Origin of the sequence: Hydrogenispora ethanolica (genome assembly GCF_004340685.1) — a bacterium.
Lineage (GTDB): Bacteria > Bacillota > UBA4882 > UBA8346 > UBA8346 > Hydrogenispora > Hydrogenispora ethanolica.
Window position 1 is genome coordinate 1 of record NZ_SLUN01000062.1, and the last position, 20,698, is coordinate 20,698.

At 48.9% G+C, this 20,698-nt stretch carries 4 protein-coding genes; all 4 read right to left on the minus strand.

The annotated features are described in order from the left end of the window. Positions 1-51 precede the first annotated feature (51 nt). Positions 52-588, minus strand: coding sequence for a hypothetical protein (locus EDC14_RS25690; protein WP_132018002.1), 537 nt, complete (start codon positions 586-588; stop codon positions 52-54). A 192-nt stretch (positions 589-780) separates the two neighbouring features. Further along, complete coding sequence (locus EDC14_RS25695; protein WP_132018005.1) at positions 781-1,206, minus strand: hypothetical protein; 426 nt, start codon at positions 1,204-1,206, stop codon at positions 781-783. Next, the gene (locus tag EDC14_RS25700; RefSeq protein WP_165908330.1) at positions 1,203-11,990 is read right to left on the minus strand and encodes a cellulose binding domain-containing protein; all 10,788 of its coding nucleotides are present in this window, start codon (positions 11,988-11,990) and stop codon (positions 1,203-1,205) included. The genes EDC14_RS25695 and EDC14_RS25700 overlap by 4 nt, the downstream gene beginning before the upstream one ends. Positions 11,991-12,144: 154 nt before the next feature. Beyond that, entirely contained in the window at positions 12,145-19,755 is a 7,611-nt protein-coding gene (locus EDC14_RS25705; RefSeq protein ID WP_132018011.1) for a PKD domain-containing protein, read from the minus strand. Between the last annotated feature and the right edge of the window lie 943 nt (positions 19,756-20,698).

Here is a 20,698-nt window from a genome sequence, read left to right on the forward strand (position 1 = left end):
GTGACTTTTGAGTATTGTGGCCAATATTTCTGGTAATGGTTTTAACCTTGGTTAAAATTTTTCTGTCCAAGTATTGAAGTAGAAGCCTTCTTTTGGCAAGCGATTTTCACACTGTTTTATAAGATCGTTAACTCTTGGAGGAATTTTAAATTCATACACCGCTATTTTTTCTCCGAATTTTTGAGGTTTTTTATCTGGAAATATATCGTCTTCACGTGCTATCATAACAGCATCGTGGGTAGAATATAATATCTCTCTAACTTTATGCTTTTTCTCTTTTATTTTAACAGTTATACACATCAACCGAAAATTGTTGTTTTTAAAAGCTCCTCCATAATTCGGGTTATTGGTATATTTTTTTATAATAACAATGTTTCTCATTTCATTTTTAATAATATTAAGTTGTTCAATGCTAGCAATATCTTCATCTTCATTGCCACTTGAAGCAGCATTAATAATACTAATTCGAACTACATTTTTAAAATAGGTTTCATATATTAAGATAGCAACATTTCCTTGTGAATAACTATGACTTATAAATAAACCGCTTATTATAATTGCAACAATAATCCACAATGTTTTTTTCATTAAATAACCTCATGAGATGGACACGTTTTTATCTGTGGATTTGCTGGAACCTTCAAAAATGTATGGGCTATCTATCCATGTTACGCAATACGACAAAGGCACAGCTTCTATCACTGTGCTAAAAGTTGAAGTCCAAGCATAATTGCATTATTAAACGATTAATTTTAAAATAAAGTTCTAGTTTGTTAAATATTACGGAGATTCAAACACTCGAACTATTTTCCAATATTCTCCTTCTTTTTTTAATATTAGAATCATTTGTATGCCAGTTGAACCTGATATCAGTTTATCGTTTTTATCTCTTATTTCAAACGTATATTTCATCCATATGATACCATTTCGAAAAAAATCAGTAATTGAAAATTGCAAAGATAAATTTAAATATTTTTTGATTGGTACTTTCGTGTCAAAATAATGGCCATGATTAAACTCATCAAAAATTTCATTTGACATATATTTAGATATGTAACTATTATATCCTTCATTTGTCAAAAAAGCGTATTTTACAGCATTGTAGATCTTAAATCCCGTAAGATACCCATTAAGAATAAAAACGAAAACAATTAAAATAAATATTGTCAATATTATTACTCCCTTATATAGACTTTTATTCTTCATGGGATCACATCCTTTATATGAATGATAACCGCAGATTGGTCAAATATTTCAAATGTCCACATCGAAAATTGACTATCTAAACGAGGATTTGTATGACCAGCATAGAATATTTTCCCATTCTCTACTTTTGTTATCACTCCCCAATGATGAATATCTTTCCCGTTTTTATCATAAGACCACCCAATAAGATCTCCCTTTTTTACTTGCGTAGAAAGCTGTTGTACATCAGATAAATTAAATCCCCTATGTAACTGATACTCGTTTGCGACAATATCCGATTTATTTCGCAACCAATCTCCAAAATCCGAAGCCACTGTCCAACTCGAAGAACGACTATTTTGACTTCCCCATCTATCATACTTCCCGATGTTAAAATACCATTCTTTTGTTTGTTGTATTCCTCCTGCATACAATACTTGAGAAACAAAATTGGTGCAATCTTGCCAATAACCTTTTAAAAATCTTGAAATGCCCCTTCTTAATTGATAATCTGGGTTTCCATATTCTTTATTATTGGGATTATGAGGGTCCCTAGCCCATTTACGTGCATAATCAACTGCTGCATCTCTATCGTACGATTTACTAAAAGATTTTAAAGCTTCTTGTGCTTGCATATTAACAAAGAAACTATTACTCGCAAGCATCGGTCCATTCGGCATTTGGGAAATATCTATATATGAATTATCTATATCACCTACATATTCATCAGGATAATATAACTCTGAAATTTCCGGCTCCTTTGGTCTCCCAACAGTAGGTACTTGACCATTACCAAAGTTAATCGACACTTGAAACGAGCCATGATCCATGCCATAACCAAAACCTTCCCAGAAACTCCCACCGTTATTATAGGCATTCACTCCCGCTTCGACTGCGTGATATAAATATGATACTACCAGGGCTGATAATACTTCCCAAAATACCTGTCCACTGGGATCGCTCCGTATCACCGGGTTATTCCCGCAATAACTGTAGAGATTGGGATTTTGCGGATCCGCCGCCGGGTCAGCCGAGATAAACCGCCCTAGCTCACTGTCGTACCACCGGGCATTAAAATAATACAGCCCCGTGTCCGGATCATACTCTTTCCCGGTAAATCCATGTTCCTCATCAAAGTCACCGTTCTCGCCATGGCGGCTGCCGAAAGGCAGATAATCCGCGTTGTAGACTACTTTGCCCGCCGTATCGGTGACCGCCCGGACCGAGCCTAAGTAATCGGTGTGATAGAAATACTCTTTCGCCGTAGTATCCCCGATCGCTCCGTCCACTCGCGCCAGGTGCCGACCCAAGGCATAGACATAGGACCGGATCTGGTTCTGTTTGATTCGCTTTTCAAAGATCGGTTCCGTGCCTTCAAAGATATAATGGGTCGTCTCGCCTTTGGCCTTTTTCACGACCCGCAAGCCGTCCGGGTCGTAGCCGTATTCTGAGACCATCGTACCATTCTTACGTACTCGAATCAACCGGTTTAGTAAGTCATATTCATACTGCCAATACTCCACCTCGTCCCCGGCGGTGGTAAATGTAACCTTATCCCCCTGAATCGTGAACCGGTTGCCTTTCGCGACCAGGTTCCCCGCCGCGTCGTATTCAAACGCGTATTTCCCGTCGGTCTTCAACAGGTTCGAATGGGCATAATAGACCGAATCGTACTTCGCGGTCTGGATCAGCGTGATCCGTTGCAGCTTGCGGTTCCCCGCCGCGTCGTATTCAAACTCTTCCGTCCGGGAGGTCGCCTCCTGGTACACCCGGAGGATCTTGGCCAGCTCGTTAAGGAAGGTGGCCTTATTTTTCGCCGTGAAGCGGTTATCTCTGTCGTCGAACTTCACATGGACCTTCAGGAACCGGGTCGCCAGCCGTTCTTTCAACCGTATGGTCACCACTCCCCGGTCGTCTTTGGCAAACTCCCAGCCGTCGCGCGGGATGAGCCGGTAAGTCCGGTTGTCCGTCGACGCGTACAGATCCAGGCTGCTCTCGACCAGCCGGTGGGTCTGGGCGCTCTTAGCGGGGATCAGTTGCAGTTGTTTGACCCCCGGAGCCACCGTCCCAAAATCAATCCCGATACTGGAGGCGCTATAGTCCAGTCCCATCATTCCGCTCAGCACCGGCGTGAAATCCATCCCGGACGCGCCCAGGCGATCGTCCACTTTCAGGCCGTAACTGCCCGGCGTCGGCTCCTGCTCCAAAAACGCCCCGGTCGTAATCGAGCGGGTCAATTGGTTGGCCGCGTCGTAATCAAAGGTCTTGTTGGCCTTGTTCTCGGCGATGGCCGTGATATTATTGGCCCCGTCATAGGTAAAACGTTGGGTGAGCAACGCGGTTCCCGCCAGTTTTACCTGATAGTCGGACAAACGGTTGTTGTTGTCATATTGATAACTGGCCGCCACTCCGTTGGCATAGGTCAGCCGGGTTAAGGCGCCGTTGGCGTCGTAGGAGATGCCCTGGGGCGCGGTGAAGCCGGCGACCTCGCTGAGCTGGTTCAGCTCATTGTAACGGTACTGGAGCCATTCCTTGGCTTCGGGGTACCTGATCCGCGTCAGCAGTCCGGCTTTATCGTATTGGTAGGCGGTCCGGTAAGTGGCCCCGTCGAAGCTGCGCTCCACCGCATTCAGCCGGTTTAACGGATCCGCCTGATACATTCCGTCCTGATAGTTATAGCGGACCGTGTTGCCGGAGTCCCGGGCTTCGATCCGGTTCCCGGCTGCGTCATAGGTATATTCCACCTCGTAGTGAGTCCCGTCCGCGCCGCTCAGCTCGAGCCGTTGCACCAGATTGTTGGGATAGTACTGATATTGCCAGATCGTGCCCCGGGGGTCGCTGACCTGCCGCCGGTTCCCCGCCGGATCGTAGCTGTAGCGGGTGGCGTGTTGCAGGGAATCAATCTGCTCCGCCAGCCGGTTCATTTCGTCATAACGGTACCGGGTGACCAATTGGTTCGGGGCGATAATTTGAACCTGATTGCCGCTGGGATCGTAACGGTATTGAGTCAGGTTCCGCAGCGGATCCGTCACCCCGGTGAGCTGCCCCAGGCCGTTATACGTATACTCGATGGTATTGTTGCGGCCGTCGGTCAGGGCGGTCCGGTTGCCGAGCGGATCATAGCGGTAGGTTTCGGTAATTTGCTGCGTTCCCTCTTGGGTCACCTTGCGCACCCGCCCCAGCGAATCGTACTCTTTGCGGGTCCGGTGATCCAAGGCGTCGCGGATCTCGATTTGGTTTCCCTTGGCGTCGTAGACGTATTTCGCCTTGAGCCGCCCGTTCTGGCTGACCGTCTCCACCCAGTTCCGCGCGGTATAGGTATAACTGGTGACCACGCCGTTGGGATCCTTCTCGGTCAGCTTATTGCCGTTCTCGTCATAGGTAAGCTCGATAACCGGATTGTCGCCCGGATCCCCGGGCGTTTTGTCCGGCAGGATGGTCTTCCACAGCCGGTTAAGGTCATCATATCGATACCAGGTGGTAAAGCTGCCGTCCGTTCCGTCCCCTCTGGGGTCGGTCGCGGCGATCTTGTTCCCCAGGGCGTCGTATCGATAACGGCTGGTATTCCCAGCCGGATCGGTTGCACTCAATAAATAGCCCCGGGCCGAGTAAGCATACTCCCAAACCCCGCCGTTGGCGTCGACGGTCTTCACTTTGTTCCCGGCCCCGTCATAGTAGTTCTTGGTGACGCTCTGGACCATTTGACCGGTGAAGACATCCTTGGCCCCGGTGCTGGTTTGGATCAGCCTGCCCAGTTGGTCGTACTCATAATGGGTTTTATTCTTGTCCGCCGTCCCCTTGGCGTTCTCATTGGCGCTGATCTCCGCCGTTTTGAAACCGGCCGCGTTATACTCATAGCTTAAAACCGGCCGGTACTCGCCGGGACTTTCGGCTCCGGGCAGCATCAGCGGCGCGGCCGGCATTTGGACGGAGCGTAAAAGTCCCAAAGCGTCGAATTCCTGATCCGTCTGTCCGGACTGCGGGTCGCTCTGACGGAGCTTATTCCCCAGGGAGTCATAAACGAACTGCCAGGTATAGATATCGGTAGCGCCTTGGTAGGCGGCGTACTGCTTGGCCCGGATCAGGCGGTTGGCCCAGTCGCTCTGTTCGATGACGACGCCGCCGTTCTCATCGGTCACTGTGACCGTGTTGGTGGCGTCGTCATAACTGAGCGCGGCGGAAGCGCCGCCGGGATAGGTCACTTTAACCACCCGGTTCAGGCCGTCATACACATATGCCGTAACATTGCCCCGGGCATCGGTCACCTGGTCGATCTGGCCAAGATTATTATAATGATAACTCGTCCTCACTCCATCAGGATACAATGAGCTGTCTTTGACGACATCCGTCAACCGGCCCAGGCCGTCGAACTGAAACAGCGTCTTCTGGCGGAGCTCGTTATAGAATTCGCAACGGTTGGTATCGTCATGGAAGATATATTCCCGGTAGGGATTATTGGAGTCGTCGCCGTCGTCGTCCGGCGCCGTCACCCGGGTAACCCGGTTCAATGGGTCATATTCGTAACGGGTTATGAACCCCCGGGCATCTTTCTCCCATTGCTTCAGGCCGGTTTCCGTGTCGTATCCGGCCTCTGTCACCAGATCCGAGCGGTTGCCGTCGGCGTCGCGCACGCCGTATACGATCTGCTTCACCGGAAAGGCTTGATACCGATCGTCGTAAAAGATCTCGGTCGTTAAGTTATCATTGAACTCCTCGATCTTGGTCTTGACATTGCCCTGATCGTCGTAAGTAAACCGGGTCACCCGCTCCCCGGAGCCGTCATTCACGGTTACAGTCAGCGGTTTGCCGAGTTGCTCATCGTACTGATAGGTCGTCGTAACCGCCGTAGTAGTATTCTTTAACGGATTATGGTTTTTGCGGACCAACTGTTGCGGCAGATTCTTGATAAGGTCATGCGAATGGTAGGTTAAAGACTCCTCCAGATTCCGGCTGCCATCCGACCGGTAAGTGGCGTTGCCCCAGGCATCGTACTGACTGGTGACCCGGTAAGCCAAAAGCCCGCCCCGGTAATGTTCTTCCTGGGTGACCGCCCGCAGCGGGACATCATATTGATAGAGGATCTGCTCCACCGGTTGGTTATTTCCAATCGTCGTTTCATTCATGACCGGCAACGGTCCGTTATAATTGGAGGCGTCCCCCGGAATATTCACTAAGCTCGATCCTTCAATTTGCTGAAAATTGAAACGATTGACCCGATCGCCCCCGCGAACCTGACAACTCAGCATATAAGTAAAGGCGGGAGCAAAATTGCCATGTTCGAATGAACCGACCACATTATTCATCTGGTAGGAATAACCGGTTTCCTTCCCGGCAACCAGGTGCTTTTGAACCAGAACCTTCGTCCCGGCGAATCTGACGTTATTGGTAATCTTAACCAAACCAAACAATTTCTTTTTCTCGATTTTTTCACGGTACTCTTGATTTCTTAATTCATAGGTATAGGTTGATTTTTCCCCCGTCGGGTAGACAATGGCGTTCAATAGATTCACAGTATAGGAGAAGATCTTGTTCTCTTCTTTGCTGGAGACTCCGGATTCCAAAGTATGCGTTTCGTATTGATAACTCGTTTTGCGTTTGCCGGGATCTTTATCCGGGTTCGATGGGTCATAGGCTTCCGCTAGCGTTCCCGATGGATGATAGCTATAGTTGACCGCGCGGTTTCCCGCCGTAATTTTGGCGATGACCCGTCTGGAGCCGACGGTCTGATACTCAAACCGGATTACATGCCCTACCGAATCGGTGATCCGGGTGATCTCCCGGCCATTGTACTCATACTTTACCTCATTTTTGCCGCCGGCGTCGGTTTGACGGATGACTCTCCCGGAGCTGTCAAACTGGTATTGCGTCCCGTCATTCATTCGTAAATGGGACGTCCCTTGCATGACAAAATGGATGCCTTCATGATATTCAAACCGGTTCCCGGAATCCAGTTCGATCTTGACCGTCTGCCCTTGGGGCAGGCGGATGAATTTTCCTTTATCCGTCTCTTCGATCCAGGGGATGCCGAGTGACCAGCCATGGCCAAACATGTCCACCGGGATTTTCCGGTAAGTTTTGGAATTACCCTCTATCATCCCCTCTTGCAAAGCCGACGCTGAATCGTAAATCCTTTGAATCATCAGCCCATTACCGGCCCGGCCGGGGATCTTCAAATCCGTGGCATTAAGGGTGAGACTGCCGCCGGCCGGAGAGACCGATTCCACGTTATCCTGGAAATAAGCGAGGAAAGGAGATACCCCCATATGATAGTAAGAATCCAGCGAAGGCGAAACGTACTTCGAGGCCATCACTTGGTAATCGGAGAAATGTTTCAGTTGCACCGCTATGGTTTTATCGATAAAATCGTTCCGGGCATAATCCAGCTTCTCCCAATAGCCGGCAACCTTGTTGTACCAATAGATCCCCACGTCTTCCGGTTCATATCCCGCCGGTAATTGCAGATCGCCATAATGGATTGTCAAGGTAACCGGTCCGGCAAAATGCGTCTCGAGTTCCGCTCCGCTCTGATCCTGCAAGGTAAAACTATAAGCCGGACTGATCTGCGTGGCATACAGGCTGTTATCCGGTAACGCGGCGCTGGTTTGCCGGACGACAATTTGGCTTTGCGCCGGAATGGCCCCTTCGGACACGGTCAATTCACAATTGTCAAACTTGGCGGTGCCGCCATCCGGAGTGATGGTTTGGCTGTTTACCCCGACCGTCACCGTGATTGTCGCAGTGTCTTGGCTATAATTACCGCCATGATCCCGCGCCTGAATGGCATAGGTATAACGGGCCCCCGCAACTACCTCCTGATCAACGAATTGACTCAAATCCGACATATCGGAAGCGCGGGTCAGCTCTTTCACACTGTCCCCGGCAAAGACCGGCATCCGCTTGATCCGGTAACCGACGATTTCCCCACGGGGGTCTTCACCTTGCCATTTCAAAATCGCCCGGTTGATTCCCGAGATCACCTCAAAACCGGCGGGAATCGCCGGCGGTGTGGTGTCGATGTACACCTTCACCTCGGCCGTCGTGGCATTCCCCGCTCTATCGACCGCCTTCACGCGAACCGTATGTTCGCCGTCAGGAATGGCGGCGGTAAATGGATAGGAGGATCCGGTGACGCTTGCCAAGGTTTCCCCGCCGTCCAGACTGATCTCGTAATGGTCGACACCGCTGGTCGCATCGGTCGTGCTGAAGTTGATCGTTGGCTTATTCTGATTGGTCCAGCCGGCCGGATTCGCCGCCGGCGTGAAGGCAGCCGGCGGTACCGTGTCAATTAACGTCTCCACTTGATAGGTCGCAATATTGCCCGCCGCATCCTGAGCCGTGATGATAATGGTCCGGTCGCCATCCGGCAGATGGACCTGGGCCCGATACACTCCTTCTGTTCCGGTAACCACTTGACCGGCAATGGTCACCCAGATCGAATTCTGATCGCTGATCCGCGCCGTGACATCCACCGTGGCGGAGGCGAAGATCTTGCCATTAGCCGGTATGACGTCGGTGATCGCCGGGGCCACGGTATCCCGGTATACCGTAATCTTTTGCTCCGTATGGTTACCTTTCGCGTCTGTCGCAACCACCGTGATCAGATTGGCTCCCTCGTTTAAGGAGGCCGTGGCCGCAAAAGCGCTCCCGGAGACCGTGGCCGGAACCCCATTGACCGTCACTTTCATAGGGTAAAGTCCGGTGACGGTCCCGCTGACCCTGGCGGCCGGAGTATTCAGGTAACTCCCTTTCTCCGGCGTGAGAACCGTCAACCTCACGGTTCCGCTATACCGGAACACCTGGCGGTAAAAGGTCTTGGCCGCATTATTTTGAGCATTGATAAACTGAACTTTGATGATATTCAGGCCCTCTTGCAGCATCACCGTGGTGAGGAAGCGATTGCCGCTGACCGTCACCGGGGCGTCATTCACGGTCACCCGGTATTGGCTGGGCTGGTTGATGTAGCCGCTGATAGTGAAGGTGCTTTGGTCCGTATACACCATTCCCTCGGGTTGATCCAGACTGCCGTCGGCGAATTTTCCCAAGAAAGCCGTGACCGTGGCACTGCCTTTTCTACCCTCGGGATCCCTGGCCGTGGCGGTCAGGATCGCGCTCGCGCCGGACTGTAGACCCGTCTTGCCGAGCGGCACGGTGAAATAATGCCCGTTCAACCTGGCGGCGATCCCATTGACATCAACCACCGCTTTGGGGTTATCCACAAAGCCGAGCAGTTCTTGGCTGGACCAGCCGGAAAGAGCAAGTTCCTCGCCGTTGTTGGGCCGGAAAATCCGGACCGTCGGGGCCTGGTCCGTGGCAATGCTGCCGTTCATTCGAAGTTCTGCGACCGGCCCCGTGGTTTCCAACTTGATGCGGTCCGTGGTTACAGGACCGTTAAACTGTATCCATGAGGCGGAATACTCGGGATTCGTGAATTCCACCCAGTTTTCATCCATCCAGGCAAACAGTCTGGCGTTGCTGCCATTGCCGGTAAAGACCAGCGCATTCTCAATCAGCATCTTCCGCTCCAGCTGCCACTCGCCTGATGCGGGGTCAGCCGCGGTGAAAAGCAGGCCATCGTTCAAGCTTCCCAAAACCGGAATGGTTTGTTCCCCGCCGGAGTAACGATAAGCAATGAAGGCGTTCTCCAGAGTGACCGCATGAACGAATGGGCGAATCCGCAGAAAATTGGTTCCTTCCCAAAGCTGGGCACCGGAAAGCGGAATGCTGTAAATGGTCCGGTCGCGCAGCGTCAAAGACGGCTTTACCGTCATCCCGGTCCCGTTCAATTCCAATACGGCCGGCTCCGTGAGAATTCCCGCGAATACCAGTTCCAACCGGTAATCGGCCCGGATATCGGTTGGTTGAGTTCCCGGCTCCACCCCCCATGAGAGTTGGCCGGCAATCGTTCCGGTAATCTTCGGATTTTCATAATAATCATAGGCGATAGCAGCGAAGCTATAATCATTTGCTTGATTGTAGCCCGACCAGTCCTTGGCGTTAAGGCCAAACTTGATCTCCACGGAAGCTCCAGGAGCCAAGGTCCCGCCCGTGAAGCCGAATTCCAGGCAAGTATCAGCGACGCCGCTTTGATTATCAATTACGGTAAAATTGGTGGTAATCTTTTGGGCGCCGATATTGGACCAGTAAATATTGGCTATCTGCGGCTGCCTGGTTTCATTGGTATACCAGTACCGTACTTTAACAGTCGCCAAATCGACCGGATTCAGACTGGTATTAAAAAGTTTCAGACTGGCTTGAATCGAATTGGTGTTTGGATTGGAATTGGCGCTTTGGTACAATATTTTTAAACGGCCATCCGCTACCGGGCTGCCGGTTGGATGATCCAGACTCGTTTTTTCAAATTGCAGGTTCAAGGATTGCTGGTTTACCGTGGGACGGGCTCCCGGTTCACTGCCCCATGAAAGGTTTCCGGCAACATACCCGCCATATTTGGAGTTTTCCGTATACGCGGTCGCGGAGTTGAAACTAAAATCGTTTTGCTGGTTATAATTGGACCAGTCATTCGCGTTGATACCCAGTTTGATCTCGACATAATTTCCGGGAGCAATGCTGCCGGCGGCTCCGGTGAATCCAAGTTCCAAATATGTATCGGCGTCCACATTGTTATCAACCGTGACAAATTGAGTGGTGATATTCTGGGCGCCGACGTTGGACCAATACAAGTTCGCAATCTGCCGCTTTTTGGTTTCATTGGTATACCAGTACCGCAACTTAATATCAGCCAAGCGGATGCTTTGGTTACTGGCGTTGAATATTTTTACATTATGTTGCAGACTGTTGGTGATCATACTCGGATTGGCGCTACTTGACAGGATTTTAAGCTTCCCATCGGGAGTAGCCGCCCCGGATGAACCTTCGGACGGCGCGATAGCAATCGGCAGTTGGCTTCCAATGGCTTGCCGCCTAGTACCCGGGAAAGCTCCCCATCCCCAGAATTCGATTTCACTGATTCCGCCCAAGATTCCCGAGAATCCGCTTACGCTCAGTCTTATTTTATCCGTAACAACATTCTGGTTGGCGAGATCGATACGGTACCAACCCTCCGGCTGGTCGCTAACTGTTGCAATGGACTGCCAAACGTTATTCTTCCAAGCTTCCAGTCGAAAATTTCCTTGAGCTTCGCTGGTAAAGTACAGATGAATGTTTTTGACCGTTGCGACGGCGGGAAACTCAAATACCACCTCTCCTTGCGTCGCTGCTTCTTTCGTTTGCCAGCGGGTATAAGTATTGCCGTCACACAAGAAGGCCGCCGCGGTATTGGGGGAAGTACTGCTGCTAGCCGTAATGTTTTTGGGTTTGAGGGAATGGAAAACGGAACCGGCGGTTTGACCTAACACTTCAATCTCATTCAGACAACTGGAGGAAGCTCCGCTTCCGTTGAGCCGGATCCGGACGGCCCCAGAGACTACCCGGTCCCAAGAAAGATCGATCAAACCATCGGCGGGCAATCGCGTAAAAGTCCCGGCGATAAAAGGCACCCAACGCTCATTGACTTGATATTCGATGGTCAATGCCGTATCATTGCCCAAATTGCCGCTGAGCTTAATACCATAAATCAGAGCCGGCTGATCCAGATCTAACTCAGCCCACCCCTGTGTGGCATCGGATTTTAAACTCCAATATGTATTCGGACTTTGGTCCACTAGGTAATTCGCCGGATGATTGGGATCGGTTTCCAAACCATTCCGGGTCTGGATGACAGTTAATCCGCTGGCGCTAGCCGGTATGCATAATAGGATGAATAAGGCAAGGATTGTAAGAATAATGGCTCCGCTTTTCCCTTTCATGATCGGCTCCCCCATTTCATACTCACGAATTGTCGCGAAAATATTCTATATGCAACGACATGATCTGAATCCACATGATTTGCGAAAAAACGGTGAAGCGTTCGTTATTTTCGTAATCATATACACAAAGGATTAATGTCGTTACATGAATCCGTCATTCATAATGGACATTACCGCTATTGCCGCTTAACTGATTTAACTGGTCCATCGTTAACTCGGTTAAATTTTCATGGTAATAATCGATGCCGTTTCCACTAAATCGGCTGTTTATAACAGTCGGTCTGCCGCCTTCATCTTCCTTGATTCCATAAAATACGTTATTTTTGAAAGTGCAATTCACGATGGAGGGCATACTGCCATAGACATGCACCCCCACTTGATTGTCCTCAAAAACACTGTTGGTTATCCGGGCCAAGGCGCCGTCGGATACTGTCAATCCCCGGATGGCATGATGGATGGTCATTCCGTCCAAGTTTGCTTGGCCTTCCAGGTAAATTCCTTGCCATTCGCCGGCCCGACCGCTAACCGAACCAAAAGATACGCCCTGATCCCCGCCCTGAATCACCAAATTCCCTTGGACCAGTAGCGAATGACTATACCCTGTATCCGCAGTCCCATCGACAATAATTTGCGTTCCCGGCTGAATCGTTAAAGTAATTCCCGCCGGTACTGTCACATCTCCATATAAATGATGGGTCCCGTTCCACGTCTCATCGGAAAACAGCCTTCCGCTCCTGGTGTTTTCCACATTCACGATAGTTGTTGCACTCGCTGTTCCCCCATCGTTATCCGTTACCGTTAGGGTCAAGGTATACTGGCCCACCTTAGAATAGTGGTAAGTTGGATTTACCCCAAGCAACACAGCGCCGCCATCTCCAGGATTCCATTGATAGTTCGCAGGTTGGCCGTCCGGATCGATTACATTGGCTGTGAAGTTAATGCTCGCCCCCGGCGTGGTCCGAAGTTCCGTGGGTAAAGTAATCTGTGGCGGTGCATTGACCCGAATGGACTGTATTTTCGATAGGCCAGTGTTTCCGGCTGGATCGACCGGTATGGCCGTCAGATTGTAGGTCCCGACGGTCCCTTCTTCAAATACAAAGAAATTGGTTCCGGTTTGACCTGTGACTGTCACTTGCCGGGTCGAACCATTGGCAGCTGTTAAAGTAAACTGGATGCTGGATGGTTCACTTAGTGCATATTCGATATGAACCGGTGGCTGATTGAGCACGATGACGCTCTCGCCTTTGGTAAAATTTAAAACCGGAGCAATGGTATCCACCGTAATGGGTTGGCTATACCCGATCTGCGACCATTCCCCGGCTCCATTCCGGGTCTGAATTCCGACATAGTAGATTTTTCCCTCTTCCAGCTGAAGGTCGCTTAATTTCCCATCCAATACGGCAATCGGAGACTCTTTCATAACAAGCCAATCTTGACCGGGTTGCGCCATTACGCCCATCCGGTAATGCGTCACGCCACTATCCGGATCCGTCGATTGAAATGAAATCCCGGTAATCTGCGTTTTGCTCGTGGTGTAGCCGTTACAATGAACCTTTGGCGTCGAAGGTGGCGTATGATCGATGAGGATTTTTTGACTGACCAGGGCCTCAGACCATAAACCGACCTTATCCTTGGCTCGAACCATTAGGTAGACTTCCGACCCTTGTGGAACCTGGCCGGTTGGAACATTAAATTGAATAAAGCCGGTATCCCCCGTTATCTCCACCCAGCCGTTGCTGAATTGCAACGGATTGGCTTTCGTCCCCAGCGCATATTGATAGCCGCCGATACCCGAGAGGTCATCCGTTGCGGTTACACTGACCGCCAGTTGCGCCGCTGCATAGTTTGGATAGGTAAACTTGTCCTTATCCAGTACCGGAGGTTTACGATCCACGGTAATCCTTGGGCTGACTCCCCATTCGTTAGTTTGGCCTTGCCGGCGGGAGTAAGTTCCAGCTGCATTACAACCCCGAATGATGACCCGATAGTTGCCGTCCGCCAAATCCTTTCCATCCAGAATCAGACTGCGATTCAACTTCACATTGATCCAAGCGCTGGGGGCGGTATTCATATCCGCCTCCTTTACCAAGGCATATTCATAGAAAGCCACCGGCGAAGTGGAAGGAATGACATCCCAATCCAATAATAAGTTATTTCCGGATACGCCGGCCCGTACATTGACGATTTGCGGAGCGCCCGAATCCAGGATCACTCCCGAACTATAGCCCGGCTGGGATATGTTTTGCGCGCCATCGGAGCATTCGCTTTTAAAAACGGTGATCTCATTCTCATTCATGATGGGGTTTACCGTAAAACGCGGCTCCGTTGATGTATAAGACTGATCGTTTTGGTCAACTTCTGTTTGTTTCCCATACGTATACTCATAAGCCTGAATCCCCGTTAAATCATACGAATCGATGAGTAACTCCAGATTATTGGTATCCTTGATATAAACCGCTTCCCGGGTATCACCTAAGTTAATCGCCTGTAACAAGGTAACCTTGGGAATGATTGGAGCGGTCTTATCAATGGTAATTCCATTACTGTAACCGGTTCTGGTTAGCCCGGCTTGATTCGTAGCCTTAACCACGAAATAATAGGTTACGCCATCCGTAAATTGCCCGGGAGCATTGATTGAAACGCTCGTTTGCTGGCCAACGTCATTCCAGGTTGCACCATCCGGATCAGCGCCATAGGGAATTAAAGTCCATTGGTAGGAAACCGGTCCACTTTCCGGATCGACCGGCGTCCAAATCCAATTCGCCTCCAGCGGTTGTTTACTGGGGTTGATATAGGATCCTTGATCGATGATTACCGGAACCGGTGGAGCCGTATTGTCGATCATAATGCCTGGGGCGGCTTGCTCCGTTACAAGGCCGGCGCCGTTGCCGACCCGTAGGGTGAGATAATACCGTTTGCCGCTTTCTAAATTCATCGGATCGCCGTTGGTTTTCCGGGTCAACTGCGCCGCGCCCCCGGATACTTCTATCCATCCGCCACTGACATCGGTTTGATAATAATCATTGCCCAAAGCGACCCAAACCTTGTCAATCCCGGATTCCTGATCATCTGCTTGCCACTGTAAATTTAGGTTCGCCGCAGTGGCATAGCTGGGGGTAACCAAACGAATGATTTGTGGCATGGTCGCATCCACCGTAATGCCGGGGCTGGAATTGGTGAGTGAACCGCCGTCACTAAAATGAACCTGAACTTCAAAACGATATGTCTTTCCGGTCTGGAGCTTCAGGTTGGAAGCCGTAACCGTTGTATCCAAAGTCGTGATCCAGTCTTGGATTATCTGATTCTCCGCGTCTACGATGCGATATTGATAATCTGTTACGGTTCGATTGCCAATGTATTTCCACCATGAATTCAACCGGTCCGAAAACTGAGTGTAAGGCCCTTGGTCACTGACCGTCAGTCGTTCCTGAGTGTTATCCAACGCAAAGGAAGCCCCTCGGTAATCGTTCTCAAGGCCCGCGGCATTAACGACTTGCACGAGTGGATAGTAATTTCCATTCGAACCTTGAGGCAGTTCGAACCGGAATTGTACCGCTGAAGCATTGGAATGCATGACTAACCAGCCATCAACATTGCCTGATACTTGCGCCGTTAATTTGGGACTTCCGGGTCCCTCGGCCACAATCGCCAATCGATATTCGGTGATGATCGATTCCGGTTCGGCGGCTTTCACTGCAAATACTACCTGCTCGCCAGGGACCAGCGTGTTATTGTCAGGTCCATTCATGCTTAGATTTTGAGGAGCCGTATTATCAAAGATAAATTCATTGCTTTCTTCTCTAGCTTCCAGGCCTACTTTATTCGTCACCCGGACCGCCACTTTATATCGTTCTCCCGCGGTTAACCGAGCTTGCTTCACCAAATCCAATGTTCCCCAACCAGAAACCGCTTCATTTCCGTTTGCGGTCAGGACGGCGAATTGTTTATCCTTAATACCGGTCTCGGAATCAACCGCGTTACAGTCCACCATGAGACTGGTTGGGTCTGAAAGATAGTTGCCTGCCCCATAGGTTTTATATCCGGAAATGTTCAGCGTAACTTGAGGCGGAGTAAGATCCAGGATAACCGGCCCTAAATACGCGACGGTGGATCGATTTCCTGCCTGATCTTCCACAGCCACCGCCAGATAATATTCCTTACCCGTAGTTCCACTTAAATCGATCATTTGCGTATAATGCCGTAAATTTGAACTCAACGGGATGGTCTGCCCCGTTCCCAACGAATCTCCTTGATGTTCCATAATCCAATAGCGTAAATTGCAATTTCCTGAAAAGCTATCAGTCGCATCAAATTTCACTGGCAATTTGCCGTTTCCAGTCAAATATTTGCCATTATCCTGAATGAGATCCAGAGTCAGATTGGATAGCTGTGGCGGAGTTTGGTCCACAATAAGGTTATTTACTTCCACGGCCGTGCTATTCCCGGCTCGGTCCCAAGCCGTAAAATGCAAATGGTAGGATCCTTCACCAAGTTGAATGATTCCGCTCTGCTTGCCATCGTTCGAATTGCTTAACTCGATAACTCCTTCAGCCACTACTTCATTGGTGTCTGAAGCAATCTTTTTGTACGTAACCTTACTGATTCCGCTCCGGTCATCGCTCGCGGTAATCGTTAGCTGTTTTTGGTTGGTAAAGGGAACATGGGGCTTTTCAACGCTCAATACGGGTGAATTGCTATCTACCAAAAACTGAACAGTCTGGCTGGAAACTTTTCCATCGGCCTGGCCATCATCCGCCACCACGTACCACGAATAAGTTTGACCGTGAATAAGATCTTGGGCGCTATTGCCGCTTAGCTCGTTAAAGCTTCCATTACCCGCCTTAAGATAGAAATGGTAGGTGAGCGCATCGCCATCATCATCAGTAGCCGGTTTAACTTTAAACTCCACGGCGCTTTGGGCAAACGTCACCGGCGAGAGGGCCTCGGGCGCGGTAGGGGGCGTGTTGGGTACTTGACGGTCGAAAACCGGGCTTTCGGTTCGGTCGCCTGATTTGTTAAAAGCCACTAACCGGTAATGGTACGTTGCATGCGGGCTTAAACCTGAATGAATAATCATAGCGCTGGTGTCGGGATTCAGGCTGCCGGTCGCGATAAACCCTTGCTCGGTTTTTTGTCCATACTCCAGAATATAGCTTTGGGCGCCTTGATTGGAAATGAGTTGCCATTTTAAGTAGTGTTGCTTTAAGTTTCCGTCGTAGCCGCCGCTCAAATTCTGCAATGTTCCCAACGCGGCCCGTGTATACGCCGTATAGCTGGTTTCCTGTGACTGATTTCCCGCTTTGTCCATGGAACGAACTTTGAGAGTGACGGGAAGATTGGAACCATAACTTGACACCGCAACGGCGAGACTCCCTGTGACTACACTATTATTGGTAATGGCTGACGATTGGAAGTCTTTAACGGTTCCGTCCGGCAAAACATATTGACCGCGAAACTGAGTTAAATCTCCGTTGGTATTATTGACTTTCCATTGAAAATTAATTGTATCCGGCGAGGTGGTATGTTGAAACGCGCTTTTATCAGGGGCCGCCGGTGGGCTGGTATCCAATTTAACCTGATAGGAAATCAACGTGGCATTACCGGCATTATCAATGACCTGCATACTAACGGTTTTTATTCCATCGCCTTCCGGTAGGGTCCAAGGAATGTTGGCGGGAATATCGGCACGGGATTTATATACGGCGTCGACCGGTGGAGTTGTGCCAGTTCCGTTCCATAGAAAAATGCCTTTTACTCCCGAGCCGCCGGGATTATCGTTCACGTTGATCGAGGACACCAAAACATTGCGGGTGTTGGTGGGGTTATTTTGTGTGTCATATATTGTAGAACCAGTCAATGACTTCAAAACCAGCGAATTACCGGCAATCGGCGGTGGGGTCAAATCGACTAAAAACGTCGAAGTCATGGTTGTTTTCCGGGAATAACCGGCATCGGTCAATTCAACTCCGTTAACAAACTCCCCGACCTCAAGTTGGCAAAGCCAGGTTCCTTCTGTCATGTTGATGGTGACCGGACCCGTCTGTAATGAATTATATTCGCTGCTATATAAGATTTTTGACCCATCACTGGTCTGATATTTGACCCTAAATTTCAGTTGATCGCCTTCACCGTCTTGTTTCGGACTGATATTAAAAGAGTAGTTGCTATGATTAATAACCAATTGAGCCGGAAGGGACTGGCCGTTCGAGTCAACCATGGATACTGTGGCGGGAATATTGGCGATGGTAACGGTCTTGCTTCGTTCACCCGATTGAGCGCCAACACTGTTTTTGGTGTATATATAATAGGTATACCTGCCATGCTTGACCAAGCTGGAATGATCATTATACTTAAAGCCATCCGCAGCCAATTGCGCTTTGGTCTTTTCCGCGAGAGTCACCCGGCTAGATTCTCCATCGCGTTGACGTTGAATGACATAAGTTGCGGCGTCAACCTCTTCCAGCGTTAAGATCACTTCATAATAAGGTTGACCGTTTCGCAACTCCGAATTCGCTTGGATTGAAGTGATGGAAGCCGGTTGCGATGTCAAAATAAAACCGGTACTTTTTATCCATGGACTGGTATTACCTAATCCATCAACCGCTCGAACATAGGCATAGTAGGTGTTGGAAGAGTAGTCCCGGTCACTAAAGGTATACTGACTGGCCGTAATATCTTTGACAACCTCGTAATCACTGGGTTGCGTGCTTGACTGACTCAATGCCACCTGATACTTAACACCTGTGATGTCTGTAACGGCATTCCATTTAAAGATGATGTCGCATTTAACCTGACCACTCGATTGTTTATTTTGGATTTGGATAGGATTGGTGGCTAAAGAAGGTTGGGCAACGGAACGGTCAATAACTAAAGTAATTGGTTCGCTGTAAGGGCTTTCATTTTTCTCATAATCCCGGGCTTTTAGCTTAATCTGGTAAGTTCCTTGGCTATTTGAATTCACACTGGATAGTTTCAATTGCGTATCGCTAAACCACCCTGTATCAACGTCATTGATATTCATTAAATACTCGCTGGCCCAGTCCGTTCCAATTTCATGGCCTTCAAAACTAGTTTTGTTATCCGCAACTTGATTCCAGGCCAAAGTAACATCATCATTGCTGGTGTATATCTTGCCATCTTTTTGTAGTATGATGCGATTCCCCGGTTTTACACCAGGCAGTGAAGCTCCCGTTGGCTGACTCGGCGCCGCTTCATCAAACTGATAAGAAATTTCGGCATAACCTGTGAATGCTCTATTTTGGTGACTCCCCGTCCACTTCTTCCAATACCATTGCCCGGTATAAAAATCAAACAATAAACTTCTATTTGGGTTGACAGCAACATAATCCGTTATTGTTGCACCCTGACCAATCTGTTTCACAATAGTTGTTCCGGAAATAACGCTCCCGGTTGAGGTACATTCGGATATCGACAAACTGGCCGCGCTATTTACTCCATCTTCATCAGGATTATCCAGGTGGTAAGTATATTTGACCCAAAATGTATACGGTTTAATTACCAGACTACTCTCTGTATTAATGTTTGAGGGATTATTTCGGCAAATATAAGTTCCAGGTGACATCGTGGTAGGAATATACATATAGTAATGTGCATTTCGAGGAGTATGTTCAGTTGAATCGCTATGGATTATATAGGTTTTAGTTTCACCGCGAACAGTTTTCATATTAATATTCATCAGTACGGCCCAGAGAATGCATCCTAAAAATATGAACCGAATGAACCTGGTCTTTTGCAAAAAAAACATTCGGAAACCCACCCTTCAAAGCGAATTCAACTAAATTTGCGATATCCTTGGTTGAATCAATCCTTTTAAATCCCAATATTTGAAAATAATTTGAAAACTCTTTCTACGGGAAATTGTATTCTCCTTCAAAAATTACCATATTTATATATTAGGAAACATAATATTATTACAGTTCCCATTTAATTCATTCATCTCTGGATTTTCAACCATTACAATACCAGGTTTTAAATTATTAATCACAAATCAAACTACTGTAGGAATTTCATCCTTCTTGTCTGTGGCTCACACAGATCTCCCGGATAAGAGCAAGAACTTTCATCCCATCTCCCGCCACATTTACTGGATGGGGTCCGTGTAGTGTTGGGCTTTGTTTTGTTTAGAAACTCACCCACCCCAAGTCAGTCTTCTATGTGGTTCTTGTTCATCGGGCCAGGACTTTGCCTCCGGCTTCCTTCAGGTTCCTCCTCACGATGGACACCCTTGCCTTTGGCTAATGGTTCCCACTACCATGCCCTTAGCGATCTCTCACCGCCTAGTTGCTTGCCCATGCCGGGTGTACTACCAAAAAAAATTCCGCCCAAAGGCAGGAATTCTTTTGCAAATTGCTTTTCGGGATCGCTATAAAACTCACCTGGAAGAAATAAATTCATCACGGCAATACATTTTCCTCGCCTGTCGCACCCGGTCGATCCACCAACCTAACGGAATCACGTCTATCAATCTCCGGCTGTATAGCAATCCATCCCTCCGGTTCATCTGCATGATCTGGTGGTTGGTGCCAAAATCATCGACATTTCCGTTCTTCCGATGTAGCCTGATCACGCGGCAGGATCTCCTCATTTATTTTATACTCAACTTTCGCACCTAGAAAACGGAGCCAAACGATAGTGTGCTAAAGGATAAAGCCCAAATCTAAACAAGAGTTGACAAAAAGAGAAAGGCC

Bases quoted from the DNA above. Each gene is read 5' to 3' on its own strand.
- EDC14_RS25700 (WP_165908330.1), bottom strand. From the start codon at position 11,990: ATGAAAGGGAAAAGCGGAGCCATTATTCTTACAATCCTTGCCTTATTC.
- EDC14_RS25690 (WP_132018002.1), bottom strand. From the start codon at position 588: ATGAAAAAAACATTGTGGATTATTGTTGCAATTATAATAAGCGGTTTA.
- EDC14_RS25695 (WP_132018005.1), bottom strand. From the start codon at position 1,206: ATGAAGAATAAAAGTCTATATAAGGGAGTAATAATATTGACAATATTT.
- EDC14_RS25705 (WP_132018011.1), bottom strand. From the start codon at position 19,755: ATGTTTTTTTTGCAAAAGACCAGGTTCATTCGGTTCATATTTTTAGGA.